A 24,651-nucleotide genomic window follows, 5' to 3' on the forward strand; every position below is an offset into this window, starting at 1 on the left:
CGGCACGTCCGTGGTCAGGCTGCGGCGGGGCCGCGGTCAGCCTGCGAGTCGTGGCGCTATGCCGCGGACCGGGGGGAAGTCGCCATCGGGCTGGTGTGCGAGCAGGCGCTGTTCGGCGAGCAGCCGGCGCAGCTGCGCGGCGTTCATGGGGCGGCCGTAGAGATAGCCCTGTCCCTTGGCGCAGCCGAGCGCGCGCAGCCGCTCCTCGACCGCGGCGTCCTCGATGCCCTCGGCGGTGACCGGCAGGTTCAGGCTGTCGCCAAGCCGGACGATCGTGTTGACGATCGCCATGCTCTCCGCATTGTCGAGGATCGACGCGACGAAGCTGTGGTCGATCTTGATACGGTCGAACGGCAGCGCGCGCAGATGCGCAAGGCTGGAAAAGCCGGTGCCGAAATCGTCGAGCGCCAGGCGGATGCCCTGATTCTTCAAGCTGCCGACGATCGACTGGGCAAGCGCCAGATTGTCGAACAGCGCGCTTTCGGTGACCTCGATCTCGAGCCGGCTGGCGGGAAAGCCCGTCTCGACCAGCGTCTTGATGATCTTTTGCGCCAGCCATGCGTCGCGCAGCTGGACCGGGGAAATGTTGATCGACAGCGTCAGCGCCGAATCCCAGTCGCGTGCCGCAGTACAGGCTTGGCGCATGAGCGACAGCGACAGGTCGCCGATGACGCCGATCTCCTCGGCGATCGGGATGAAGACGTCCGGGGGGATCATCCCGCGTGTTGGATGGTCCCAGCGCGCCAGAACCTCGAACCCGGTGGTAAGCCCCGTGGCGAGATCCACCTGCTGTTCGAAATAAGGAATGATGTCCTGCGCGGCGACCGCGAGGCGAAGTCCGGACTCGAGCTCGCCACGCACCTGTAGCGATTGCTCCATCGCGGTGTTGAACCAGACGTGGCGGTTGCGTCCCGCCGTCTTGGCCGCGTGGAGGGCGATGTCCGCGTTGCGCAATAGCGCGTCGATCGAGGCACAGTCCGCGTCAGAGCGCGCGACACCGATCGACACGGTGGCGTGAATGTCGACGCCGTTCGCACGGAAGGGCCGCGCGAAGCCGGTGACGAGACGCTCCGCGATCCGATCTGCCACCCCTTGATGCGCCGGATCGAAGACGAAGGCGCAGGCGAACTCGTCCGCGCCCAGGCGTGCCAGAAGGCTTGTTGTGGGGGCGATGGCCGCGATCGTCTCCGCGACATGGACGAGCACTTGGTCGCCGACGGCATAGCCGTGCATGTCGTTGACGCTCTTGAAGAAGTCGACGTCGATCGTGAGCATCGCCACCACCTTGCCCCGGCGTCTCGCGCTGCCGAACAGGGTCGCCCCATCTTCGGACAGACTGCGGCGATTAAGGAATCCGGTCAGCGAATCCCGCTGTGCCAGAACGCGGGCGCGATGACCCGCATCGGTCGCCTCGTTGAGCTCGGCAGTGAGCGCGCGATAGCGCAGGCAGCCGAACAGCAACAGCGCGACGTTGAGCAGCACGGCGACAACCAGACCTTGGTCGATACCCGAACTGCGTCCCGTTAGACGGGCAAAGATGCCGACCAGAACGGCGCCGCCGGTACCGACGAGCATCAACGCTGCAGCCCCGGTGACGGCGCCGGTGACGAATTCCCGGTTGATGGTGCGGGGCGAACGGGTCGCCGCCGGCGGTGCGGTCATGGGCTGGATCGCCTGTGAGGTCGGGGCGGACACACATATGACATAGCATAAGTGTAGGACCGGTTAAGAGCGTCGATCCGTCCAATATGGCGGGGAGGCGGCAGGGGCTGTGCCACCCTACCTCGTTGCAACATATCGATGGACGGGGTCGCTTGCGTCGGCGGCCCGGGTCGCGTAAGCAGTGCGCCACGTTCCGTTACGGGGCACATGTGACGAGCATACAAGGATGCACGCTGGCCGGCGAGGTTTCGCCCGCCGGCGCTTTTGCGTTGGGCGTCGTCATGTGTCCGGTAATGGTGATTGGGAGTGTCTCGATGTTCGAAAGCTTGAGCGATCGTCTTGGCGGCGTCTTCGACCGCCTTCGCGGCCGGGGTGCGCTGACCGAAGCGGACGTGCGCGCGGCGATGCGCGAGGTGCGCGTTGCGTTGCTCGAAGCCGACGTCGCGCTGCCCGTCGCGCGCGAGTTCGTCGAGAAGGCGACCGAGAAGGCGATCGGCCAGAACGTCCTGCGCTCGGTCACGCCGGGGCAGCAGGTCGTCAAGATCGTCAGCGATGCGCTGGTCGAGATGCTGGGCGCGGATGCGTCTGAGCTCGATCTGGGCGTCACGCCGCCCGCGATCATCATGATGGTTGGGCTTCAGGGCTCGGGTAAGACGACCACCACCGCCAAGATCGCCAAGCGGCTGTCGGCAGGGCCGGGTGGGCGCGATCGCAAGAAGGTGCTGATGGCGTCGCTCGACGTCAATCGCCCGAACGCGCAGGAACAGCTCGCGACGCTCGGCACGCAGATTTCGGTCGCGACACTGCCGATCGTGGCCGGCCAGCAGCCGGTCGATATCGCCCGGCGCGCGATGCAGGCCGCCAAGCTTCAGGGCTTCGACGTCCTGATGCTCGACACCGCGGGTCGACTCCACGTCGATCAGGCGCTGATGGACGAGATGAAGGCGGTCGCCGACGTCGCGAACCCGGCCGAGATCCTTCTCGTCGTCGACTCGCTGACCGGCCAGGACGCGGTCAACGTCGCGCAGAACTTTTCCGACCAGGTGCCGCTGACGGGTATCGTGCTGACCCGGATGGACGGCGATGCGCGCGGCGGCGCTGCGCTGTCGATGCGTGCGGTCACCGGCAAGCCGATCAAGTTTGCGGGTACCGGCGAGAAGCTCGATGCGCTCGAGACGTTCCATCCCGAGCGGGTCGCCGGGCGGATCCTCGGCATGGGCGACGTCGTCAGCCTCGTCGAGCGCGCCGCGGAGTCGATCCAGGCCGAAGACGCCGAGCGGATGGCGGCCAAGATGGCCAAGGGTCAGTTCGACATGAACGACCTGCGTGCTCAGCTGGCGCAGATGCAGCGGATGGGCGGGCTCGGCGCGTTGGCGGGGATGATCCCCGGCATGAAGAAGGCGCAGGGCGCGGTCGCTTCGGTCGGCGGTGAGAAAGTTCTCGTCCACATGGATGCGATGATCGGTTCGATGACGATCAAGGAGCGCGCCAAGCCCGAGCTGATCAACGCCAAGCGCAAGATCCGTATCGCCAAGGGCTCCGGCACCACGGTGCAGGAGGTCAACAAGCTGCTCAAGATGCACCTCGAAATGTCGACCGCCATGAAGAAGATCAAGAAGATGGGCGGCATGAAGGGCATGATGGCGATGCTCGGCAAGGGCGGCATGGGCGGCGGTCTCGGCGGAATCGGTAACGCGATCGGCGGGCCGCAGATGGGCGATATGCTCAACAAGGCCGGCGCAGGTGGGCTCCCTGGGGGCAATTCCGGGGGTGGCCTACCGGGCCTGGGCGGGAAGATGCCGCAGCTGCCTGCGGGCTTCGACGATTTTCTGAAGAAGAAATAACCTCTTACTCAACCCCATTACCCCGGCGTTTGCCGGGCGAAATAATAGAAAACGAAGGAAAATATCATGGCAATCAACATTCGTCTCGCACGTGGCGGCTCCAAGAAGCGTCCTTATTACAAGATCGTCGTTGCCGATGCGCGCAGCCCGCGTGACGGCCGCTTCATCGAGAAGATCGGCAACTACAACCCGCTCCTTGCCAAGGACAACGAGCAGCGCGTGCAGCTCGACGCCGATCGCGCGAAGCATTGGCTGAGCGTCGGCGCACAGCCGACGGACCGCGTCGCCCGCTTCCTCGACGCAGCAGGCGTTCTCGAGCGTTCGGCACGCAACAACCCGAACAAGGGCAAGCCCGGCGAGAAGGCCACCGAGCGCGCTGAAGAGCGTGCGACCAAGGCGGCCGAAGCTGCCGAGGCAGAAGCGGCTGCAAAGGCGGCACCTGCTGCCGACGCGGATGCTCCTGCTGAGACCGAAGAAGCCGCTTCGTAAGATCGTCTTCCCCGTCATCCCAACGAAGGCTGGGATCCAGAGCCAGAGACGACAGCGTCCTTGGCTCTGGATCCTGGGTCTAGCGCAGGATGACGGTTTGGAGTGGGCCACGCCCGCACCCGAATGGCGGTTCATGCGTTCTTTGTCGGTCCATCACCCACAAGGAGCGCATGATGACCCCCGATCCAGATCCCAGAACAGCCCCCGCACCCGAGGACATCGAAGATGCCAGCAATGAAGGCGTCTCCGCCGACGACCCCGCAGAAGGCGCCGACGACACCCCTGGACCCGACACCGGCTCCGCGCAGGGATAAGGTCACGCTCGCCGTCGTGATCGGCGCGCACGGCATCGGCGGCGAGGTGCGGCTGAAGGTCTTTGCCGAGACCATGTCGGGCTATAAGAGTTTCAACGACGGTACGCTGACGCTCAAGTCGGCGCGCCCTGGCAACAACGGCACGATTGCCCGCTTTGCCGAAGTCGCCGATCGGAACGCTGCGGAGGCGATGCGCGGGACCGAATTGACGGTGCCGCGATCGTCGTTGCCGCCGCTCGAGGATGGCGAATATTACCACACCGACCTGATCGGGCTCCCCGTCGTCTCGACAGATGGCGAGGCGATCGGGCGCGTTGTCGCGATCGATAATTTCGGTGCGGGCGACGTTATCGAGATCGAACGGCCGACGGCCAAGCGGTTCATGGTGCCGATGCGCGTCGAGGCGGTTCCAGAGTGGGACGCGGAACGACTCGTAGTCGATGCGTCCTTCGCTACCGAATAGTTCCTTCGAGCTTAGCTCTTTCACGAACGCGGGGGCCACGCCTTCGCGGTGAGGCATCCGAAGTCAGCGCCGGATCGGGCGCTGTTCCGACAGCATGTTGCGGATGGTCGTGGCGGCCACCCCGGCTTCGCCCATCGCGTGGCTGATCTGGTCGAGCCCCTTCACGACATCGCCCGCCGCGAACAGCCCGGGGATCGAGGTGCGCTGATGGTCGTCGACCTCTAGGCAGCCTTCGTCCGTCGCGCGCGCGCCGGCGGCGACGGCGAGTTCCGAGCGGATCACCGAGCCTAACGCCGGATAGACGCTGTCGAACGACAGCCGCCCGTCGACCGTGTCGAGCGAGAACCGGTTGTCTTCGATCGCGTAGTTGCCGCAAGGGCCGCCGACGCGGACGATGCCGGCGTCGTCCAACGCGGCCTCGCACGTCGCGTCGAGATCATGGCCGCCGTCCGGGGCGATCAGCGTCACGTCGGCGGTGTAGCCGCGCAGGAACAGCGCTTCGCGCATGCCGTGGTCGCCGGTGCCGATCACGCCGACGCGCTTGTCGGTGACCTCATAGCCGTCGCAGATCGGGCAATAGCGGAGCAGCCCGGCCTCCAGGGCTTCGTCATGGAGCGCGTCGGGCATGGCGGGGCGGTTGTTGACGACGCCCGTCGCGAGCAGGACGCTCCGCGCGCGGGCGCGGCGATCACCGAGGCGGACGGTGAAGCCGTCGTCGTCCACCTCGATCGCATCGACCCGCGCGGCCTCGCGTACTGCTCCATAGGTCTCCGCCTGTGCAAGCATTCGTGCGAGGAGGTCGGTGCCGCGGATGCCTTCGGGGTAGCCGGCGTGGTTGTGCGTGCAGGGGATCAGCGCGGCGCGGCTGCTGCCGCAGTCGAACAGCCGGATCGAGAGGTGGAACCGCGCGAGATAGATCGCGGCGGTAAGGCCTGCGGGGCCGGCGCCGATGATGATGCAATCGTCCATCCCGCTATAAGCGCGGCGCGGCGAATCCGTTCCGGTCGCGAAACGCTCGATCGCTATCGCAAGCCGGGCGCGGGAGTGATAGCGGCGTGGGGGATGAGCTATTGTCGTTGGTCGGAAGGCGATCTCCACGCCTATGCGTCGCACACCGCGGACGGGGTGCGCCGGTATGTCGCGCAGGTCGCCGAGCCTGCGATCGAACGGTGCGGGGTGGAGGCGGAGTATGTCGAGGACAGCGCCGACGCGTTCCTTGCACGCCTGAAATGGCTGAAAGCGCGGGGGTGTGAATTTCCCGCCGACGTCGTCCCCCAAATCCTCGCCGCGGCGCAGGAGGAGGCGCGGCTGGCGCGGCTGGCGGCGGGCGAGCTGCCCTGGGCGGCGACGATCGTGACGCTGTACCCCGAGATGTTCCCCGGGCCGCTCGGCACGTCGCTAGCCGGGCGGGCGCTGGGGGAGGGGCGGTGGTCATGCGAGCCCGTCCAGCTGCGCGACTTCGCGACCGACAAGCATCGCTCGGTCGACGACACGCCGGCGGGTGGCGGCGCGGGGATGGTGCTGCGCGCGGACGTGGTCGCCGCGGCGATCGACAGCGTCGCGGACGGGCGGCCGGTGCTGGCGATGACGCCGCGCGGCAGGCCGCTGACGCAGGAGCGCGTCCGTGAGCTCGCAGCAGGCCCCGGCGTCACCGTGCTGTGCGGGCGGTTCGAGGGGTTCGACGAGCGCCTGTTCGAGGCACGCGCCATCGAGGAGGTGTCGATCGGCGACTATATCCTGTCGGGCGGCGAGATGGGCGCGCTGGTGCTGCTCGATGCTTGCATTCGGCTGCTGCCCGGCGTAATGGGCGCGGCTTCTAGTGGGGATGACGAGAGCTTCGAAACGGGGCTTCTCGAATATCCGCACTATACCCGACCTCAGATATGGGAAGGGCGCACGATCCCGCAGGTGCTGCGATCGGGGGATCATGCGAAGATCGACGCATGGCGCAAACGCCGCGCGGAGATCGATACACGGTCACGGCGACCGGACCTTTGGGAGCGCCATGAGGGCGCTCGGGTCCAGTCGCCCTCTGGCGCGCGGCGACACGAGGACTGACTATGAACCTGTTGCAGACGATCGAAGCCGAGAACATCGCGAAGTTCCTGGCCAACAAGATGATCCCCGATTTCCGCCCCGGCGATACGCTGAAGGTCGGCGTGAAGGTCGTCGAAGGCGAGCGCACCCGTATTCAGAACTATGAGGGCGTGTGCATCGCGCGCTCGAACAAGGGCATGGGCAGCAACTTCACCGTGCGCAAGATGAGCTTCGGCGAGGGCGTCGAGCGCGTCTTCCCGCTCTACTCGCCGAACGTCGATTCGATCGAAGTCGTCCGCAAGGGCGCCGTGCGTCGCGCCAAGCTGTATTACCTGCGTGGCCGCACCGGCAAGGCAGCGCGTATCGCCGAGCGTCGCGACATGCGCCCCGCCAAGGGCACCGCAGCCGCCGAGTAATCGGGTCCTGCGAGACGCGATCAAGGGCGCGGGGGCGATGGTCCCCGCGCCCTTTTTCGTGCGCGCCGTCCGGCGTCCGGCAGAGGTGGCGGCGGGGGCGGGGGCCGCGAATGTTGCGAATGTTGAGACGATAGCGCGTTTTTTCGCGCGGGGGTGACGACCCCCTGTCGGGCATGACCCGACGGCCGCGGAGGCGGGGGCGCGAGTCGAGGCTGGATCAGACCAGGCCATGCGGGCAGGCTGCGCCTTTTGCGGCATTTTGGCCAGCAGCGTTCCTTACAGCGGGCCGGGCGGTGACGAGCGCCATGGAGGGCAGCTCTCGTGACCCTGGATCCTGACTTTCGTCAGGATGACGGCGTGGGAAGGGCGGCAGCGCTTGTGGCCCTGGGTCCTGACGTTCGTCAGGATGACGGTGTGGGTGGGGTGGTGGCCTGTGTGGATCGTGGGCCGTGGTGTTGAGGCGGGCGACGCAGGGCCGGGTCAGGCGTCGCGCCAGCGGCCGGGGGCGAGATCCGCCAGGGTCCAGTCGCCGATGCTCCAGCGGACGAGGCGCAGCGTCGGGTGGCCGATCGCGGCGGTCATCCGGCGGACCTGGCGGTTGCGGCCTTCGCGGATCGTGATCCTCAGCCAGCAATCGGGGATGCTCGCGCGCACGCGGATCGGCGGCACGCGCGGCCAGAGATCGGGTGCGTCGATCCGTTCGACCTCGGCGGGGCGGGTGGGGCCGTCCTTCAGCACGACGCCTTGGCGCAACCGGTCGAGGGCGGCCTCGTCGGCCTCGCCCTCGACCTGCACGAGATAGGTCTTGGCCAGCTTGAACTTCGGATCCGCGATCCGCGCCTGGAGGCGACCGTCGTCGGTCAGCAGCAACAGCCCCTCGCTGTCCCGATCGAGCCGCCCCGCCGGATAGACGCCGGGCACCTCGACGAATTGCGACAGCGTCGCGCGCGGGGTCGGCGACTTCGCGTCGGTGAACTGGCTGAGGACGTCGTAGGGTTTGTTGAAGAGGATCAGGCGGGGCATCGTGAGGGCTTTATCGGTATCAGGGGATGGTTTCGACCGCAGTTGCCGCTTCGCAACGCTGCATTAGTAGAGACGAGGGGAAGCCCCGGCAAATCCGCTAACCACTGATAAACAAAGGCTTTTTATTTCAGCGCCGGGACCATTGTGTTAGCCCTTTGTACCAGCGGGGGCAAGATCTTAGAGCGTGACGAACCCGCTCTCGGCAACGTCAGGAGGAGACGATAAGGACAGTTGCTTTCGTTCTTCCTGTTTTTGCGAGCCTAGCGCCGTGATCGCTTGTAGTCGTTCATTCCGTTTATGCCGAGCTATATACCATTCATCGAATAGCATTTCGACTAGCTCGATAAGCATCTGGGCCTCGTTGGAATCAACATCAACAATTACGTTGATATCCTTCTCCATATGAGCACCAATGTTTCCGATTGAACGGACGTGGTCTATTGCATCCACTGTCTCGCTCGCAACACCCTTAGGCGCAGTATCTCCATCCACTGCTTCCCGAAGCGCCCTTATCTCTTTGGCTAGCGTATCCTTTGTGATTCCACAAAAGTCTCTTATCATCCCTTGTAGGCATCGACGAACAAGAGTTGCGGATGCTTTAGGGCTTAGGTCCTTAATTGCGCAGGCTTCTTCATAATCTATCACAAGAACCTGTGGGACGTAAGATGGCTGAGGCTTGCTAGAGCCCTTGGGTAAGAACCTACTGCCTGCTAATGGGGGGCCATTCTTGCTATAGCGATCAGGGCCATTGATACCGAAATGCTTGGTGACAGCATACGCATAGCAGGACAGCGTTAGCTTCTTGCAGCTCGGATTTGCGCAGCCGATTGCATGATAATCAACGCTAACGTACTCTTCTGCTAGGCCGGTGATGCTAAGAACCTTGCTGTAGCGATCAATTTTCTCGTCCGCTATTAGCTGGGCTACATTACAGTGTGGGCAAATCCACGTCGGAGGACCGGGGTTTTTAGCGACCATAGAGAGAGTTCTAGCATCATTAACCGACCCGCCTAGGGCCAAATTTTGCCAGAGATTTGCGAGAGGGCAATTCTGACAAGAGTGAGCGGGTTTTACCCCGTATGCCCGGTCTGCCCCCTCAGGCGATTATGACACGCCTAGCGCGACCTGCATTATCGCGCGTGGTTCTCCATCCCTGCATGACGTGTCACTATCGCCAAACGATCCACCATCGGCTCTGTCCAGAATGGCCAAACGAGGTTGTGAGAAGTGCCGGCGGACCAAGGCTGGCGTTAAGTTCGCGCAAGCTAGTGTGCACGTTTTCGGCGGCTATCCCTTTCGGACACGTAAGACGTGTTTCCCCGCGAAGGCGGGGATCCAGACTGGGCTCCCGCCTTCGCGGGCGAACAGGAGAGGGCACGGTGTCTTACGACCGCCGGCTCGTCGTTGTTCGGGGGATATGGGAACCAATGCTTTCTCGCATTGACCCCGGTCCGATAACAAAAAAGGCCGCGGTGTTTCCACCGCGGCCCGTTCGTTCTGCCGAAATTCCGCAACCCTTACTGGTCGAGGAAGCTCCGCATCTTCCGGCTACGGCTCGGATGCTTCAGCTTGCGCAGCGCCTTCGCCTCGATCTGGCGGATGCGCTCGCGGGTCACGCTGAACTGCTGGCCGACTTCCTCGAGCGTGTGATCGGTGTTCATGCCGATGCCGAAGCGCATGCGCAGCACGCGTTCCTCACGCGGGGTGAGGCTCGCCAGCACGCGCGTGACGGTTTCCTTGAGGTTGGCCTGGATCGCGGCATCGACGGGGATGATCGCGTTCTTGTCCTCGATGAAGTCGCCGAGATGCGAATCCTCTTCGTCGCCGATCGGCGTTTCGAGGCTGATCGGCTCCTTGGCGATCTTCATCACCTTGCGGACCTTCTCGAGCGGCATGGAGAGGCGCTCGGCCATCTCCTCGGGCGTGGGCTCGCGGCCCTGCTCGTGGAGGAACTGGCGGCTGGTGCGGACCAGCTTGTTGATCGTCTCGATCATGTGGACCGGGATGCGGATCGTGCGGGCCTGGTCGGCGATCGAGCGGGTGATCGCCTGGCGGATCCACCAGGTCGCATAGGTGCTGAACTTGTAGCCGCGGCGATACTCGAACTTGTCGACCGCCTTCATCAGGCCGATATTGCCCTCCTGGATGAGATCCAGGAACTGAAGCCCGCGGTTCGTGTATTTCTTGGCGATCGAGATCACGAGCCGCAGGTTCGCCTCGACCATTTCCTTCTTGGCGATACGCGCCTCGCGCTCGCCCTTCTGGACCATGTTGACGATCCGGCGGAACTCGGTGAGCGCCATGCCGGTCTGCTGCGTGATGTCGGCGATCTCGGCGCGGATGCGCTCGACCGCCTCGCTTTCGTTGGCGACGAACGCGGTCCACTTCTTGTCGACCTTGTTGACCGTCGCCAGCCAGTTCTCGTCGATCTCGTGACCGATATAGCGATCGAGGAAGTCCTTGCGCGGCACCTTGTGGCGCTCGGCGAGGCGCAGCATCTGGCCGCCCAGCGCGGTCAGGCGGCGATTATAGGCATAGAGCTGATCGACGAGATATTCGATCTTGGCGTTGTGGAACTGGACGCTCTCGACCTCGGCCGTCAGCTCCTCGCGCAGCTTCTGATACTTGCGCTCGTCGGCCGCGGAGAAATCGCCGCCGATGCCCATCGCGTCGACGCGGCTCTGCTGGATCTTGCTGAACTTCTTGTAGAGCGCGGTGATGTTGGCGAAGCGCTCGAGCGCGATCGGCTTGAGCTGTTCCTCCATCTGCGCGAGGCTGAGGGTGTTGTCCTCCTCCTCGTCGTCCGACGCGCGCGGGGCGCGACGCTCGCCGTCCTCGTCCTCGTCGGCGGACGGCTCTTCGGGCTCGGCCTCTTCCTTGAACGAGGGGCCGGCGTTCTTCTCGCTGATCTCGCCGTCGTCGGCCTCGCCGTCCTCGGCCATCGCCTCGGGCGCGGGGTCCTTCGAAAGCATCGCGTCGAGATCCATGATCTCGCGCAGCTGCATCGTGCCCTCGTTGAGCGCGGTCGACCAGTCGATGATCGCGTTGAAGGTGATCGGCGATTCGCACAGACCCAGGATCATCGTGTCGCGACCCGCCTCGATCCGCTTGGCGATGGCGATCTCGCCCTCGCGGCTGAGCAGCTCGACCGCGCCCATCTCGCGAAGATACATGCGGACCGGATCGTCGGTGCGATCGACGGTCTCCTTCTTCTTCTCGATCGCGGGGCCTGTGTCGGCTTCGGCGTCGGCGGCCTCGGGCTCGTCGTCGTCGTCCTTGGCGGGCTCGGCCTCGCCTTCCTCGCCGGCTTCGTCATTGTCGACGATGTTGATGCCCATCTCGCTCAGCGCGGCGCTGATGTCCTCGATCTGGTCTGACGACATCTCGCCCTGCGGCAAGGCCTCGTTGAGCTGATCATAGGTGATGTAGCCACGCTTCTTGGCGCGCGCGATGACCTTCTTGATCGACGCATCGTTCATGTCGATCAGTGGCGCATCGCCGGTGTCGTTCGTCTCGGCGGGTTCCGCCATGTTCGCCTTAGCCATCAATCGCCCTCGGTACCCAACGCTCGGGCGTCTTCGTTCGACTGTACAAGATTTGCAAGTCGGACTTCCAACGCCTGTTTCTCTCTTACCATTGCCACTTGTCGTTCGAACGCATCTTCGGTGAAGTGCGTCTGCATCGCCGCGGTCGCCTGTTTGAGCGCCGCATCGACCTCGGGACGCGCGACCATGATCGCGATCGCCTCGTCTAGGTCGGCGCGGACGCGGGCGGGATCGGCCGTGGTCTGCGTGAACGAGTAGGGCATCGTATCGGCTCGCAACAGGTCACTCGCGACTGAATTGAAACCGGACCTCGCCAATATGGTGAGCAAGCGGCCGCTATCAAGCTTCTGGTCCTCAAGTGCAACATCGACGACCGCCTCGAACAGCCGGCCGAGTGCGCCGTCGATGAGCTGGAGCGGCCCCAGCACCTCCATGTGGCGGGCGATCTCGACCGGATGGCGGATCAGCCCGGCGAGCACCGCCTTCGCGAGCACGCGGTCAATTCCGGTGGCGAGGAAGGCCTTTGCGTCCTCGGTGACCGGCGCGGAAGGCGGCTTCCACCCGCCCTTGGGACGTTCGCCGCGGGGGACGAACGGCGCGCGGACGGGTTTGAAATGCTTGTAGAAGCGGTCCTTGAACTCGGACTGGTATTCCTGCTTCACCGAGGCGTCGCCGATGCCCTCCGCAAGCTCGTGGAGGCGGCGCTTGAGGCCGGCGCGCTGTTCGGGGGTGTCGAGCGCCTCGGCGGCGACTTCGGACGCCCAGAGGCGGTCGACGAGCGGTTCGGGGGTTTTCAGCAGCGCCTCGAACGCGCCGGGGCCGCCCGAGCGGACGAGATCGTCGGGGTCCTGGCCTTGCGGAAGCGTGACAAAGGCGAGGCTGCGGCCGGGGGCGAGCAGGGGGAGCGCGCGGTGGGCGGCGCGCAGGGCTGCCTTCTGGCCTGCGCTGTCGCCGTCGAAGCAGAGGAGGGGGACGTCGACCATCCGCCACAGCCGTTCGAGCTGTGCCTCGGTCAGCGCGGTGCCGAGCGGGGCGACCGCTTCGCCGAACCCGGCCTGGGCGAGCGCAATGACGTCCATATAGCCCTCGACCACCAGGACGCGGCCCGATTTCCGCGAGGCGGGGGCGGCGCGGTCGAGATTGTAGAGCGTGCGGCCCTTGTCGAAGAGCGGGGTGTCGGGGGAGTTAAGATATTTGGGCTCCCCGCCGTCGAGCACGCGCCCGCCGAACGCGATCGTCCGGCCGCGCGGATCGCGGATCGGGATCATCAGCCGGCCGCGGAACCGGTCATAGGGATCCTTGCCCTCGACGTTGATCAGCATGCCCGATTCGACCAGCATCGGGTCGCCATAGGTCTTGAGTGCGGCCTTCAGCTTGCCGCGGCTGTCGGGGGCGAACCCCATGCCGAAGGCGCGGGCGGTCTCGGGCGTGATGCCGCGGCCGTCGAGGAGGGCGCGCGCGTCGTTGCCCGCCAGGCCGTTCAATTGCTCGACGAACCAGTCGGCGGCGTCGGACATGACCTCGTGCAGGCCCTTGGCGCGTTCGGCCTTGGCGGCGGACTGGCGGTCCATCGCGGGCATGTCGAGCCCGGCGGCCTGGGCGAGTTCCTTGACCGCGTCCATAAACGGCAGGCCGCGCTGGTCGGTCATCCACTTGATCGCGTCGCCATGCGCGGAACAGCCGAAACAGTGGTAGAAGCCCTTGTCGTCGTTAACGTAGAAGCTGGGCGTCTTCTCGTTATGGAACGGGCAGCAGCCCTTGTGCTCGCGCCCGGCCTTGGTGAGCTTGGTGGTCTTGCCGATCAGCGCCGACAGCGACGTACGGCCGCGCAGCTCGTCCAGAAATTGCGGGGTCAGGGCCATGCGCGCGAGTATAGCTCGGTATCACTATTGGAGTGATACCTGCAATCCGAAGAGGAGAAGAAGCAGGGATTGTTCGCGCGGAGGCGCGGAGGCGCGGAGGGGGTGCGTTCGCCGGGAGCGGGTGCGCACCACTATCGCCGCGCAGCGGCAGATAAGAGCAATATTTGCGCTGACGCGCAGCAGAAGCCCCGAGCGCAACCCCCTCCGCGCCTCCGCGCCTCCGCGCGAAAAAATCTTCTTAAGACAGCGCCGCCTTCACCAGGCCACTCGCCTTGCTCATGTCCAGCTCGCTCGCGTGGCGCGCCTTCAGTTCGGCCATGACGCGGCCCATGTCCTTCATGCCGGTCGCGCCGAGTTCGTCCTTGATCTTGAGGATCGCGGCCGTCGTTTCCGCCTCGTTCATCTGGGCGGGGAGGAAGCGTTCGATCACCGCGACCTCGGCGGCCTCGGCGTCGGCGAGCTCCTGGCGGCCGCCGTTCGAAAACATTTCGATCGACTCGCGGCGCTGCTTGACCATCTTCTGGAGCACTTCGATCACCAGCGCGTCGTCGCTTTCGGGTGCCTTGCCGGTCCGCGCCTCGATGTCGCGGTTCTTGATTGCGGCCTGGATCAACGAGATGGCGTTGCGGCTCTCCTTGTCGCCGGCCTTCATCGCGGTGAGCTGCGCGGCCTTGATGTCGTCGCGAATCATATACGGGTCTTTCAGGCGGTTCGGGATAGCCGGACGTGATAGCGCGTCGAGCCAAGGTTTAACAGATTGACGCTGCGGCACGCCGGCCTTAGCGGACACCACTTAGCGACATCGTCAACGTAAAGAGAGTGCCCAGCCTGATGGCCGACGCCCAGCCTACACCCATGTCTTCGGCAAAGCCCGCCGGCGCGACCGGCGTGCTCGTGCTTGCCAATGGCGACGTGATCTGGGGGCGCGGGTTCGGCGCCGAGGGCGAGGCGGTCGGCGAGGTGTGCTTCCACACCGCGATGACCGGGTACCAGGAGGTGCTGACCGATCCGTCCTTCGCCGGGCAGATGATCTGCTTCACCTTCCCGCATATCGGCAATGTCGGTGCGAACCCCGACGATATCGAGGCGGACGACCCGCACGCGCTGGGCATCATCGTCCGCGAGGACGTGACGAGCCCCTCGAGCTTCCGCGCGGTCGAGGGCCTCGATGGCTGGATGAAGCGGCATGCGCGGATCGGCCTGTCGGGGATCGACACGCGCGCGCTGACGCGGCGGATCCGCGTCGGCGGCGCGCCCAACGGCGTGATCGCGCATTCGGCGAGCGGCGAGTTCGACGTCGCCGCGTTGCTGGCGATGGCGCGGGGCTGGCCGGGGCTCGAGGGCATGGACCTCGCCAAGGGTGTGTCGACCGAGATGCATTATGGCTGGGGCGATCAGGCGCCGGGCGGCACGTGGCGGCTTGGGTTCGGCTATGGGGAGAGCGGTGCTTCGACTGCGCTCAGCACGAACGGGGAAGGGGATGCGTCGCCCCAATCGTCCGGGTCGAGCGAAGGCGATGCCCCCGTCGCGAGCGCGGCCCGCCCGCATGTCGTCGCGATCGATTACGGCTCGAAGCGCAACATCTTCCGCAACCTCGTCGCCGCCGGCGCGAAGGTGTCCGTCGTGCCCGCCACCGCGACCTATGACGAGGTTATGGCGCTCGCCCCCGACGGCATCTTCCTGTCGAACGGCCCCGGCGATCCCGCCGCGACGGCCGAATACGCCGTGCCGGTGATCCGCCAGCTGCTCGAGACGGGCAAGCCGCTGTTCGGCATTTGCCTCGGCCATCAGTTGCTCGGTCTCGCGGTCGGCGCGACCACGACCAAGATGTTCCAGGGCCACCGCGGCGCCAACCATCCGGTCAAGCGCCTGTCCGACGGCGCGGTCGAGATCACCAGCATGAACCACGGCTTCTCGGTCGAGCGCGACAGCCTGCCGGCGAACGTCCGCGAGACGCATGTGTCGCTCTTCGACGGATCGAATGCGGGGCTCGAGCTGACCGACAAGCCGGCCTTCTCGGTGCAGTATCACCCCGAGGCGAGCCCGGGGCCGCAGGATAGCCTGTATCTGTTCGAGCAGTTTGTTGGATCGCTGGTCAAGGCGGTATGATGCAAGCGATGCCACCGCCGGCCGCTTACCACTGCGTCAAACCGGACGCTCCGGAAGCTGCCAAAGCGAAAATGGCAGTTACCGTCAGTGGTGATGTTGCGACGATGGCAGCATTCATGACCGAGGCGAAAAAATGGCCTGACTTCAAAGTTGAGGCTGATGCCCTATCAAACGGCATTCGCTTCGTCCGCATGACCGGTTCAAGTTCGACGCCGTACCGAGATGTTGGTGCTCTGATCTACACCGCTCAGGTTCGGCAACTGACCGTCAAAATGAATTCTGAGCCGCCAATCTGCGGGATGGAAGAAAACTAATGCCAAAACGCACCGACATCACCTCGATCCTCGTCATCGGCGCAGGACCCATCGTTATCGGCCAGGCATGCGAGTTCGATTATTCGGGCACGCAGGCGATCAAGGCGTTGAAGGAGGAGGGTTATCGCATCGTCCTCGTCAATTCGAACCCCGCGACGATCATGACCGATCCCGAGCTGGCCGACGCGACCTATGTCGAGCCGATCACGCCCGCGATCGTCGCCAAGATCATCGAGAAGGAGCGGCCTGACGCGATCCTGCCGACGATGGGCGGGCAGACCGCGCTCAACACCGCGCTCGCGCTGTTCCATGATGGTACGCTCGAGAAGTTCGGCGTGACGATGATCGGCGCGGATGCCGATGCGATCGACATGGCGGAGGACCGGCTGAAGTTCCGCGACGCGATGGACCGGATCGGGCTGGAAAGCGCGCGCTCGGCGATCGCACATACTGTCGAGGAAGCGCTGGAAGGGCTTGAAAAGACGGGGCTTCCGTCGATCATCCGGCCGAGCTTCACGATGGGCGGATCGGGCGGCGGCATCGCGTATAATCGCGAGGAGTTCATCGCGATCGTCCGCAACGGGCTCGACCTGTCGCCGACCACCGAGGTGCTGATCGAGGAATCGCTGCTCGGCTGGAAAGAGTATGAGATGGAGGTGGTGCGCGACCGCAAGGACAACGCGATCATCATCTGCTCGATCGAGAATGTCGATCCGATGGGCGTCCATACCGGCGACTCGATCACGGTCGCGCCGGCGCTGACGCTGACCGACAAGGAATACCAGATCATGCGCAACGCATCGATCGCGGTGCTGCGGGAAATCGGTGTCGAAACAGGCGGTTCGAACGTTCAGTTCGCAGTCAATCCGAAGGATGGCCGGCTGGTCGTCATCGAGATGAACCCGCGCGTGTCGCGCTCGTCGGCGCTGGCGTCGAAGGCGACGGGCTTCCCGATCGCCAAGGTCGCGGCCAAGCTCGCGGTCGGCTACACGCTCGACGAGATCGAGAACGACATCACCGGCGCGACGCCCGCGAGCTTCGAGCCGACGATCGACTATGTCGTAACCAAGATCCCGCGCTTCGCGTTCGAAAAGTTCAAGGGTGCGTCGAGCACGCTCGGCACCGCGATGAAGTCGGTCGGCGAGGTGATGGCGATCGGCCGCAACATCCATGAATCGATGCAGAAGGCGTTGCGCGGGCTCGAGACCGGGCTGTCGGGCTTCAACCAGGTCGACCATCTGGTCGGCGCGCCGCGCGCGGAGATCGAGGCGGCGCTGGCCGTCGCGACCCCCGACCGGCTGCTGGTCGCCGCGCAGGCGTTGCGCGAGGGCTTCACCGTCGCCGAGGTGCATGCGATCGCCAAATATGATCCGTGGTTCCTCGAGCGGATTGCCGAGATCATCGCGGCCGAGGCCGAGGTGATGAAGGACGGGCTGCCGATCGACGCGGCGGGGATGCGGCGTCTGAAGAGCATGGGGTTCAGCGACAAAAGGCTCGCCTGGCTCGCGCTGCAATCCGCCAATCTGCGCGGGATGAACCGCGGGATCGCGCGCGGGTCGGGGCTGATCCACGAGGTCGTCAAGGCGATGACCGGCGGCGTGACCGAGGAGGAGGTGCGTCAGCATCGCCTGAAGCTCGGCGTGCGGCCGGTGTTCAAGCGGATCGATACCTGCGCGGCGGAATTCGACGCCAAGACGCCGTACATGTACTCGACCTATGAGGCGCCGAGCTTCGGCGAGCCCGAGAACGAATCCGCGCCGACCGACCGGAAAAAGATCGTCATCCTCGGCGGCGGGCCGAACCGGATCGGGCAGGGGATCGAGTTCGATTATTGCTGCTGCCATGCATGCTTCGCGCTCGCCGATGCGGGCTATGAGACGATCATGGTCAACTGCAACCCGGAGACCGTGTCGACCGATTACGACACCAGCGACCGGCTGTATTTCGAGCCGCTGACCGCCGAGGACGTGCTCGAGATCCTGCATGTCGAGGCGTCGAAGGGCGAACTGGTCGGCGTGATCGTGCAATTCGGCGGGCAGACCCCGCTGAACCTCGCGCGCGCGCTGGAAGCCGCCGGGATCCCGATCCTGGGGACGACGCCCGACGCGATCGATCTGGCGGAGGACCGCGAGCGGTTCGCGGCGCTGATCACCAAGCTGGGGCTTCGCCAGCCCGCCAATGGCCTTGCGCGCAGCCGCGACGAGGCGGTCGCGGCGGCCGAGCGGATCGGCTATCCGGTGCTGATGCGACCGAGCTATGTGCTTGGCGGGCGGGCGATGGAGATCGTCGACACGCTGGGGCAGCTCGAACACTATATCGCGACCGCGGTGCAGGTTTCGGGCGACTCGCCGGTGCTGATCGACCAGTATCTGCGCGATGCGATCGAGGTCGATGTCGACGCGATCTGCGACGGGACCGATGTCGTCGTCGCGGGCGTGCTGCAGCATATCGAGGAGGCGGGCGTCCATTCGGGCGACAGCGCCTGCTCGATCCCGCCTTATTCGCTGTCGGCGGAGATCGTCGCCGAGATCGAGCGGCAGACGGTCGCGCTCGCGCATGCGCTGTCTGTCGTGGGCCTCATGAACATCCAGTTCGCGGTCAAGGACGGGCTGGTCTACCTCATCGAGGTCAATCCGCGCGCGTCGCGAACCGTGCCGTTCGTCGCCAAGGCGATCGGTGCGCCGATCGCCAAGATCGCCGCGCGCGTGATGGCGGGCGAGCAGCTGAAGGACCTGCCCAAGATCGACCGGCATATCGATTATTATGCGGTGAAGGAGGCGGTGTTCCCCTTCAACAAGTTCCCGGGCGTCGATCCCGTGCTGTCACCCGAAATGAAGTCGACCGGCGAAGTCATGGGGATCGATCCCGATTTCACGATCGCGTTTGCGAAAGCACAGCTGGGGGCGGGGACGATCCTGCCGACGAAGGGCAGCGTGTTCGTCAGCGTGAAGGACAGCGACAAGGCGATGATCGTCGAGGCGGTCAGGGCGCTGGTCGAGACCGGCTTCTCGATCGTCGCGACCGGCGGCACCGCAGAACATCTCGCCCGCGCCGGCCTGCCGGTGGAAACGGTCAACAAGGTCGCGCAGGGACGGCCGCATATCGTCGACCGGATCAAGGACGGCGACATCGCGCTGATCTTCAACACGACCGAGGGGTGGCAGAGCCTGAAGGACTCGCAGCCGATCCGCGCGTCCGCGCTCGGCCAGCGGATTCCCTACTTCACGACCGCCCCCGCGTCGCTCGAGGCGGCCAAGGCGATCGCGAAGCTTTCGACGCACAGCCTTGAAGTACGGCCCTTGCAATCCTATTATTCGCAGTCGCACAACTGATCCCGACATGAGAGCGTGATGTGTGAGCGGGCCGCGTAACGGCTTGCGTTGGGTAATGAATTGGGGACGAGATATGGCGACCGTCGAAAAGATGCCAATGCTGCAAGAGGGTTATGAGACGCTGTCGGCGGATCTGAAGCGCCTCAAGGCCGAACGCCCGACGATCGTCGATGCGATCGAGGAAGCGCGGGCGCATGGCGACCTGTCGGAAAACGCCGAATATCACGCCGCCAAGGAGCGTCAGGGTCAGGTCGAGGCCTCGATCTCGGACATCGAGGACAAGCTGAGCCGTGCGCAGATCATCGACCCCAAGGAGCTTTCGGGCGACAAGGTCGTGTTCGGCGCGACCGTCACTTTGCTCGACGAGAACGACAAGCCGGTGAAGTACCAGATCGTCGGCCAGACCGAGGCGAACGCCAAGACCGGCCGGATCTCGTACAACTCGCCGCTGGGCCGCGGGCTGATCGGGCGCAAGCTCGACGAAGAGGTCGAGGTCACGGTGCCCGCCGGCGAGCGCTATTACGTCGTCTCCAAGATCGAGTTCATCTAGGCATCATGGCATTTTTCGAGACGCGGGCGACGGCGATCATCACGATCGTGACGGTCGTGATCTCGGGGCTTTTGCTGGTGACCGGCGCGCTGCCCTATTGGGTGGTGAATGCGGGCTTCATCCCGCTCCGGCTGACTGAGCTGGGCATGGCGGGCGGTCACGACTTTGCGATCCCCGCCTGGGCGACGCCGCTGACCGCGGCGCTGCTCCATGGCGGCTGGGCGCATCTCGCGCTCAACCTCGTCATGCTGGTCTATTGCGGACAGTTCGTCGAGCGCGCGATCGGTACCGCACAGATCGTCGTCCTCTACATCGTCGGCGCGTATTTCGCGGCCGCCGGGCAATGGGTGCTCGATCCGCGATCGATCGCACCGATGGTCGGCGCCAGCGGCGCGATCTCGGCGGTCGTGGGCGCCTATGCGCTGCTCTATGGTGAGCGACGGGCGCGCGCGATCGGGCCGGTGCCGGCGGGGGTTGTACACGTGCTGTGGCTGGCCGCGGCGTGGATCGGCATCCAGCTGATGATGGGGGTCGCGGGGTTCGGCGCTTCGGTCGGGGCCAATGGCTCGATCGCGGTCGGCGCGCATATCGGCGGGTTTCTGGCGGGGCTGATGCTCGCGCGGCCGTTGTTGCTGTGGCGGTACCGCACGGCCTGATTGCCGGGTGCGGGTTTAGCGGTCCCAAATTCTTCCGTCATCCTGACGAAAGTCAGGACCCAGAGTTACGGAACGTGTCGCCTGTGGCTCTGGGTCCCGACTTTCGTCGGGATGACGGGAGGGGGATGGACGTCTTGCGCCAGCCATAGCGGGTTGAGGCGGTGGGCGGTCGGGCACTGGGTGCTGACCGCGGTCCAGGCCGCCTCGTCGCCGCGCGGCGTGTTACGCCGTCGGGTTCGTCGTCAGGTTCGGTTCGAGCATGCGGTGGAGATGCACGACGACGAACTTCATCTCGGCATCGTCGACCGTACGCTGCGCTGCAGCACGCCAGGCCTTTTCGGCGCTGGCATAGTCGGGGAACACGCCGACGAACTCGATCTTGCTGAGGTCGTTGAAATCCAGGGTGCGCGGGTCGCTGACGCGGCCGCCGAATACGAGATGAAGCTTGCTCATGCGCTGCTGTCCTTGGAATGGGGGTTGCAGACGCCCTAGCGTGTTCGACCCGCGCTTTGAACCCTTTGCGGACCGGTCCTTTAGCCGGGGGTCTTTTGCGAAACGGCCTTCGCACCTGCGGTACCCGCGGTGGTCAGCGCCTTGACGATTCCCTCGACGAGACCCTTGGCCTGGCCACGGGCATTGTCCTTGGTCAGGCCGAGTTCGCCGAGCTCCGACTGGCCGGCAGCCTTTGCGGCGGCGGTGGCGGCGATCGCGGTCTCGCCGAGACGCTTGCCGAGCGGCGCGAGCAACGACTTCTCACGCGCCGAGCGCGGGATCAGCACACCCGCGAGCGCACCAACGACCAGACCGCCGACGAGAATGCCGAGCGGGTTGGATTCGAGGCTGTTGACGGTGCGACGTGCGGTTTCCTTTGAAGCGTCGAGCGCCTCGGCGGCCTTGTCGCCGGCGTCGTGATAGACCTTTGCGGCGGTGTCGCGGACGGTGTCGAGACCCTCGCGCAGACGATGTTCGGCGTTTTCGATCTTGGTGTGGGCGTCGGTCATGGGACGGTCCTTCTGATTTCCGGCGGCGCCATCGGGACGCGGCCGGGACAATATGGTTGGGGCGCGATCAGCGCCCGCGGCGAAACAGTCCGACGATACGGTGACGGGCGAGAAACAGTCCCGCTACCGCCGCGGCACCCGCGGCGGGACCGGGGTTGCGGCGTACCGTCTCGACACTGGCATTGAGCGCGGCGGTGCCGACATCGGCGACGTCGCGGCTGGCGTTGAGCGCCAGCCGACGCGGATTGAGGCGGTCCTGCAACTGCCCGATCGTCATCATGACGCGCTGGCGGGCGAGGGCCGCTTCGATCTCTGCGGCGGCGACTTTGGCGGATGTCATGTGGCGGGCTCGCTTTCGGGCTTAAGCTTCGACTTGCCGACCATCGCGAGCGCGCCGGCAATCGCCAGCACGACAAGGACGACGATGGCCGTCGCCCATCCTGGCCCCACCAGCGTCGCCAGCGTCAAGATCGCACCGACCAGAAGTGCGATCAACGCGGCCAGCGCCAACACCCCGGCAATGGCGAAGAACATCGCCGCCGATTTGTACGCCGTCGCCGTCTCGCCGAACTTTGCCTTGTACACCGCGATTTCCGCGGTCGCGAGCGCGCGCGTCTCGCCGGCCAGACGGCCGACGACCGCGGTCAGGCTTTCCTCACCATCGAGCGCAAAGGGGATGGGATCCGCCAAGACCTCAGTCCTTCGGGTTTGCATCGATGCCCGACTGGACCAGCCGTGCCACGACGAAGCCGAGGGCCGCGGCCGCACCGACCGCAACGGCGGGCGACTTGCGGACGAGCGCGGTGACGTCGTCGACCAGTGCGTCGATATCCTTGGCGCGGACCTGCTCGGCGAAGCCCGAGACGCTGTCCGCGGCGCTGCGGGCATAGCCGCCATATTGCGCGCCGAGCTTGTCATCGACCTGCGCCGCGGCGTCGGTCAGCAACTGTGCGACCTGCTCGAGCGCGGTGCCGGCGCGGGCCTTGCCGTCCTCGGCGAACAGACGCGCCTTGTCGGCGGCCTGCTGGCCATATTTGCTCGCATTGTCCTTGATCACCTGCTTGGCCTCGGTCGCCTTGGTGCCGGTGGTGTCAGCGGCGTCGTCGAGCCGCGTGACGCCGCCCTTCAGCGGCTCTGCGATGGTGGCAGTGCCGGCGGCGGCGACATCGCCTGTGGTCATCGGCTGTGCGTCGGTATCGGCCATGGTCGTCCCTTTCGAAATGCTACGCCCTCAACACCGGTGCGCAGGCACGGTTCCCCTAGTCGGCCCGATTGCCCGATATGACGCGAGGCGGTAGAGGCAGCGCGAACGTCCCGGGCGATCGACCAGCTTGGGGATTTGTAGGAGCATCGTTACGTGACCGCAATCATCGACATTCACGCCCGCCAGATCCTCGATAGCCGGGGCAATCCGACGATCGAGGTCGACGTCCTGCTCGAGGATGGCAGCTTCGGCCGCGCCGCGGTGCCGTCGGGCGCCTCGACCGGTGCGCACGAGGCGGTCGAGAAGCGTGACGGCGACGCCACGCGCTGGGGCGGCAAGGGCGTCGACAGCGCGGTCGATGCGGTCAATGACGAGATCACCGACACGGTGCTGGGCATGGACGCGGAGGACCAGTCGGACCTCGACCGCGCGATGATCGAGCTCGACGGGACCGAGAACAAGGCACGGCTGGGTGCGAACGCGATCCTGGGCGTCAGCCTGGCCGCGGCCAAGGCGGCCGCCGAAGCGCGCGGCCTGCCGCTGTACCGCTATGTCGGCGGCGTCCAGGCGCACCTGCTGCCGGTGCCGATGATGAACATCATCAATGGCGGCGAGCATGCCGACAACCCGATCGATTTCCAGGAATTCATGATCGTGCCGGTCGGCGCATCGAACATCCTCGAGGCGGTGCGTTGCGGCTCGGAGATCTTCCACACGCTGAAGAAGGGCCTGAGCGCGAAGGGCCTGTCGACCAGCGTCGGCGACGAGGGCGGTTTCGCGCCGAACATCGGCAGCACGACCGAGGCGCTCGACTTTATCATGTCGAGCATCGAGAAGGCCGGCTACAAGCCCGGCGAGGACGTGATGCTCGCGCTCGATTGCGCCGCGACCGAGTTCTACAAGAACGGCAAGTACGACATTTCGGGCGAGGGGAAGATCCTCGAGAGCGCCGAGATGGCCGAGTATCTGGCCGACCTGACGCGCCGCTATCCGATCTTCTCGATCGAGGACGGCATGGGCGAGGACGACTGGGAGGGCTGGAAGACGCTCACCGACCTGATCGGCGACAAGGTCCAGCTGGTCGGCGACGATCTGTTCGTCACCAACCCGAAGCGGCTGAAGCGCGGGATCGAGGGCGGCTATGCCAATTCGCTGCTGGTGAAGGTCAACCAGATCGGCACGCTGACCGAGACGCTGGAAGCCGTGTCGATGGCACAGCGCGCCAAGTACACCGCCGTCATGTCGCATCGCTCGGGCGAGACCGAGGATTCGACGATCGCCGATCTCGCCGTCGCGACCAATTGCGGGCAGATCAAGACGGGCAGCCTTGCGCGGTCGGACCGGCTCGCCAAGTACAACCAGCTGATCCGGATCGAGGAAGAGCTGGGCGACGCGGCGCGCTATGCGGGTCGCGACATCCTGATCGGCGGCTGATAGGCTAAGACCCGGAGGACCCCATGGCGCGCACGACCAGCACGACGAAGAGCACCAAGTTGCGGCGGACGATGCGCAAGGCCGCCTGGCCTGCGCTGGGGCTGACGCTGATGGCGTTCTTCGGCGCCTATGCCGTGCTCGGGCCGAACGGGATGTTCGCGTATGGCGATTACAAGCGGCAGCTGGCGAAGCGGGAGCGCGACTATGCCGTGCTCGACCGCAAGCGCGAGGTGCTCAAGAACCGGGTGGCGCTGCTCAACCCGGATCATGCCAATCCGGACATGGTCGACGAGATGGTCCGCAAGGAGCTGAACGTCGCGCACCCGGACGAGGTGATCGTACCGCTGGGGAACTGACTTACGATCCTCCCCCTTGCGGGGGAGGATTGATAGGCGG

General features: G+C 65.4%; 24 protein-coding genes. 12 read left to right on the forward strand and 12 right to left on the reverse strand.

The features are described from left to right. Positions 1–36: 36 nt before the first annotated feature. Positions 37–1,662: a putative bifunctional diguanylate cyclase/phosphodiesterase gene (locus C8J24_RS11730; protein ID WP_107932455.1), complete on the reverse strand. Its 1,626-nt coding sequence runs from the start codon at positions 1,660–1,662 to the stop codon at positions 37–39. 314 nt (positions 1,663–1,976) lie between these two features. Here C8J24_RS11730 and ffh point away from each other — a divergent pair, with 314 nt between their 5' ends. The 3 genes from ffh to rimM all read left to right on the forward strand — a co-directional run bounded on the left by ffh (position 1,977) and on the right by rimM (position 4,772). After that, positions 1,977–3,506, forward strand: coding sequence for a signal recognition particle protein (gene ffh / locus C8J24_RS11735; RefSeq protein WP_107932457.1), 1,530 nt, complete (start codon positions 1,977–1,979; stop codon positions 3,504–3,506). Positions 3,507–3,572: 66 nt separating this feature from the next. Further along, positions 3,573–3,995, forward strand: a complete 423-nt coding sequence (gene rpsP, locus C8J24_RS11740; protein ID WP_031439660.1) for a 30S ribosomal protein S16 — start codon at positions 3,573–3,575, stop codon at positions 3,993–3,995. Positions 3,996–4,229: 234 nt separating this feature from the next. Beyond that, positions 4,230–4,772 carry a ribosome maturation factor RimM gene (gene rimM, locus C8J24_RS11745; protein WP_107932459.1) on the forward strand — a complete coding sequence of 181 codons (543 nt, stop codon included), beginning with the start codon at positions 4,230–4,232 and terminating at the stop codon, positions 4,770–4,772. A 63-nt stretch (positions 4,773–4,835) separates the two neighbouring features. Here rimM and C8J24_RS11750 read toward each other — a convergent pair whose 3' ends face one another. Continuing rightward, positions 4,836–5,741 carry an NAD(P)/FAD-dependent oxidoreductase gene (locus C8J24_RS11750; protein WP_107932461.1) on the reverse strand — a complete coding sequence of 302 codons (906 nt, stop codon included), beginning with the start codon at positions 5,739–5,741 and terminating at the stop codon, positions 4,836–4,838. A gap of 363 nt (positions 5,742–6,104) precedes the next feature. On the opposite strand from C8J24_RS11750, the gene trmD reads away from it, so the two are divergent. Both trmD and rplS read left to right on the forward strand, forming a co-directional pair. After that, on the forward strand, positions 6,105–6,830 hold the full coding sequence (gene trmD, locus C8J24_RS11755; RefSeq protein WP_107045176.1) for a tRNA (guanosine(37)-N1)-methyltransferase TrmD: 726 nt from the start codon (positions 6,105–6,107) through the stop codon (positions 6,828–6,830). Between the two features lie 2 nt (positions 6,831–6,832). Then, complete coding sequence (gene rplS / locus C8J24_RS11760) at positions 6,833–7,225, forward strand: 50S ribosomal protein L19 (protein WP_107932463.1); 393 nt, start codon at positions 6,833–6,835, stop codon at positions 7,223–7,225. A gap of 480 nt (positions 7,226–7,705) precedes the next feature. On the opposite strand, the gene C8J24_RS11765 is transcribed toward rplS, so the two are convergent. The 5 genes from C8J24_RS11765 to C8J24_RS11785 all read right to left on the reverse strand — a co-directional run bounded on the left by C8J24_RS11765 (position 7,706) and on the right by C8J24_RS11785 (position 14,346). Further along, positions 7,706–8,248 (reverse strand): pseudouridine synthase, encoded by a 543-nt coding sequence (locus C8J24_RS11765; protein ID WP_107932465.1) that lies wholly within the window; start codon positions 8,246–8,248, stop codon positions 7,706–7,708. A 177-nt stretch (positions 8,249–8,425) separates the two neighbouring features. Then, positions 8,426–9,226, reverse strand: coding sequence for a DUF4145 domain-containing protein (locus tag C8J24_RS11770; RefSeq protein WP_107932467.1), 801 nt, complete (start codon positions 9,224–9,226; stop codon positions 8,426–8,428). A gap of 539 nt (positions 9,227–9,765) precedes the next feature. Then, complete coding sequence (gene rpoD / locus C8J24_RS11775) at positions 9,766–11,793, reverse strand: RNA polymerase sigma factor RpoD (RefSeq protein WP_031440180.1); 2,028 nt, start codon at positions 11,791–11,793, stop codon at positions 9,766–9,768. Next, a complete protein-coding gene (gene dnaG, locus C8J24_RS11780) occupies positions 11,793–13,655 on the reverse strand; it encodes a DNA primase (RefSeq protein WP_107932469.1) in 1,863 nt (620 codons plus the stop codon). Before dnaG ends, rpoD begins: the two co-directional genes overlap by 1 nt. A 238-nt stretch (positions 13,656–13,893) precedes the next feature. Next, complete coding sequence (locus tag C8J24_RS11785; protein ID WP_031440182.1) at positions 13,894–14,346, reverse strand: GatB/YqeY domain-containing protein; 453 nt, start codon at positions 14,344–14,346, stop codon at positions 13,894–13,896. Between the two features lie 140 nt (positions 14,347–14,486). On the opposite strand from C8J24_RS11785, the gene carA reads away from it, so the two are divergent. From carA to C8J24_RS11810, 5 genes are all read left to right on the forward strand, one after another. Further along, positions 14,487–15,764, forward strand: coding sequence for a glutamine-hydrolyzing carbamoyl-phosphate synthase small subunit (gene carA / locus C8J24_RS11790; RefSeq protein WP_107932471.1), 1,278 nt, complete (start codon positions 14,487–14,489; stop codon positions 15,762–15,764). Beyond that, on the forward strand, positions 15,764–16,078 hold the full coding sequence (locus tag C8J24_RS11795; RefSeq protein ID WP_167396748.1) for a hypothetical protein: 315 nt from the start codon (positions 15,764–15,766) through the stop codon (positions 16,076–16,078). The genes carA and C8J24_RS11795 overlap by 1 nt, the downstream gene beginning before the upstream one ends. Continuing rightward, a complete protein-coding gene (gene carB / locus C8J24_RS11800; RefSeq protein ID WP_107932475.1) occupies positions 16,078–19,410 on the forward strand; it encodes a carbamoyl-phosphate synthase large subunit in 3,333 nt (1,110 codons plus the stop codon). Before C8J24_RS11795 ends, carB begins: the two co-directional genes overlap by 1 nt. A 73-nt stretch (positions 19,411–19,483) precedes the next feature. Then, a complete protein-coding gene (greA, locus tag C8J24_RS11805; RefSeq protein WP_031394601.1) occupies positions 19,484–19,960 on the forward strand; it encodes a transcription elongation factor GreA in 477 nt (158 codons plus the stop codon). 5 nt (positions 19,961–19,965) lie between these two features. Then, complete coding sequence (locus tag C8J24_RS11810) at positions 19,966–20,616, forward strand: rhomboid family intramembrane serine protease (protein ID WP_107932477.1); 651 nt, start codon at positions 19,966–19,968, stop codon at positions 20,614–20,616. Positions 20,617–20,838: 222 nt separating this feature from the next. Here the strand turns inward: C8J24_RS11810 and C8J24_RS11815 are convergent, their stop codons facing one another. The 5 genes from C8J24_RS11815 to C8J24_RS11835 all read right to left on the reverse strand — a co-directional run bounded on the left by C8J24_RS11815 (position 20,839) and on the right by C8J24_RS11835 (position 22,821). Next, positions 20,839–21,069, reverse strand: a complete 231-nt coding sequence (locus C8J24_RS11815; protein WP_031440187.1) for a DUF4170 domain-containing protein — start codon at positions 21,067–21,069, stop codon at positions 20,839–20,841. Between the two features lie 80 nt (positions 21,070–21,149). Then, a complete protein-coding gene (locus C8J24_RS11820; RefSeq protein WP_042466851.1) occupies positions 21,150–21,617 on the reverse strand; it encodes a hypothetical protein in 468 nt (155 codons plus the stop codon). 67 nt (positions 21,618–21,684) lie between these two features. Then, the gene (locus C8J24_RS11825) at positions 21,685–21,957 is read right to left on the reverse strand and encodes a hypothetical protein (RefSeq protein ID WP_052149343.1); all 273 of its coding nucleotides are present in this window, start codon (positions 21,955–21,957) and stop codon (positions 21,685–21,687) included. Beyond that, positions 21,954–22,307, reverse strand: a complete 354-nt coding sequence (locus C8J24_RS11830; RefSeq protein ID WP_234387280.1) for a phage holin family protein — start codon at positions 22,305–22,307, stop codon at positions 21,954–21,956. Before C8J24_RS11830 ends, C8J24_RS11825 begins: the two co-directional genes overlap by 4 nt. 4 nt (positions 22,308–22,311) lie before the next feature. After that, positions 22,312–22,821 carry a hypothetical protein gene (locus C8J24_RS11835; RefSeq protein ID WP_107932479.1) on the reverse strand — a complete coding sequence of 170 codons (510 nt, stop codon included), beginning with the start codon at positions 22,819–22,821 and terminating at the stop codon, positions 22,312–22,314. A 153-nt stretch (positions 22,822–22,974) separates the two neighbouring features. On the opposite strand from C8J24_RS11835, the gene eno reads away from it, so the two are divergent. Together eno and C8J24_RS11845 are read left to right on the forward strand one after the other, a co-directional pair. Then, complete coding sequence (gene eno / locus C8J24_RS11840; RefSeq protein WP_031393148.1) at positions 22,975–24,255, forward strand: phosphopyruvate hydratase; 1,281 nt, start codon at positions 22,975–22,977, stop codon at positions 24,253–24,255. A gap of 23 nt (positions 24,256–24,278) precedes the next feature. Then, positions 24,279–24,611 (forward strand): FtsB family cell division protein, encoded by a 333-nt coding sequence (locus C8J24_RS11845; RefSeq protein WP_042466854.1) that lies wholly within the window; start codon positions 24,279–24,281, stop codon positions 24,609–24,611. Positions 24,612–24,651: the final 40 nt, after the last annotated feature.

Origin of the sequence: Sphingomonas aerolata (assembly GCF_003046295.1) — a bacterium.
Classification (GTDB): Bacteria; Pseudomonadota; Alphaproteobacteria; order Sphingomonadales; family Sphingomonadaceae; genus Sphingomonas; species Sphingomonas aerolata.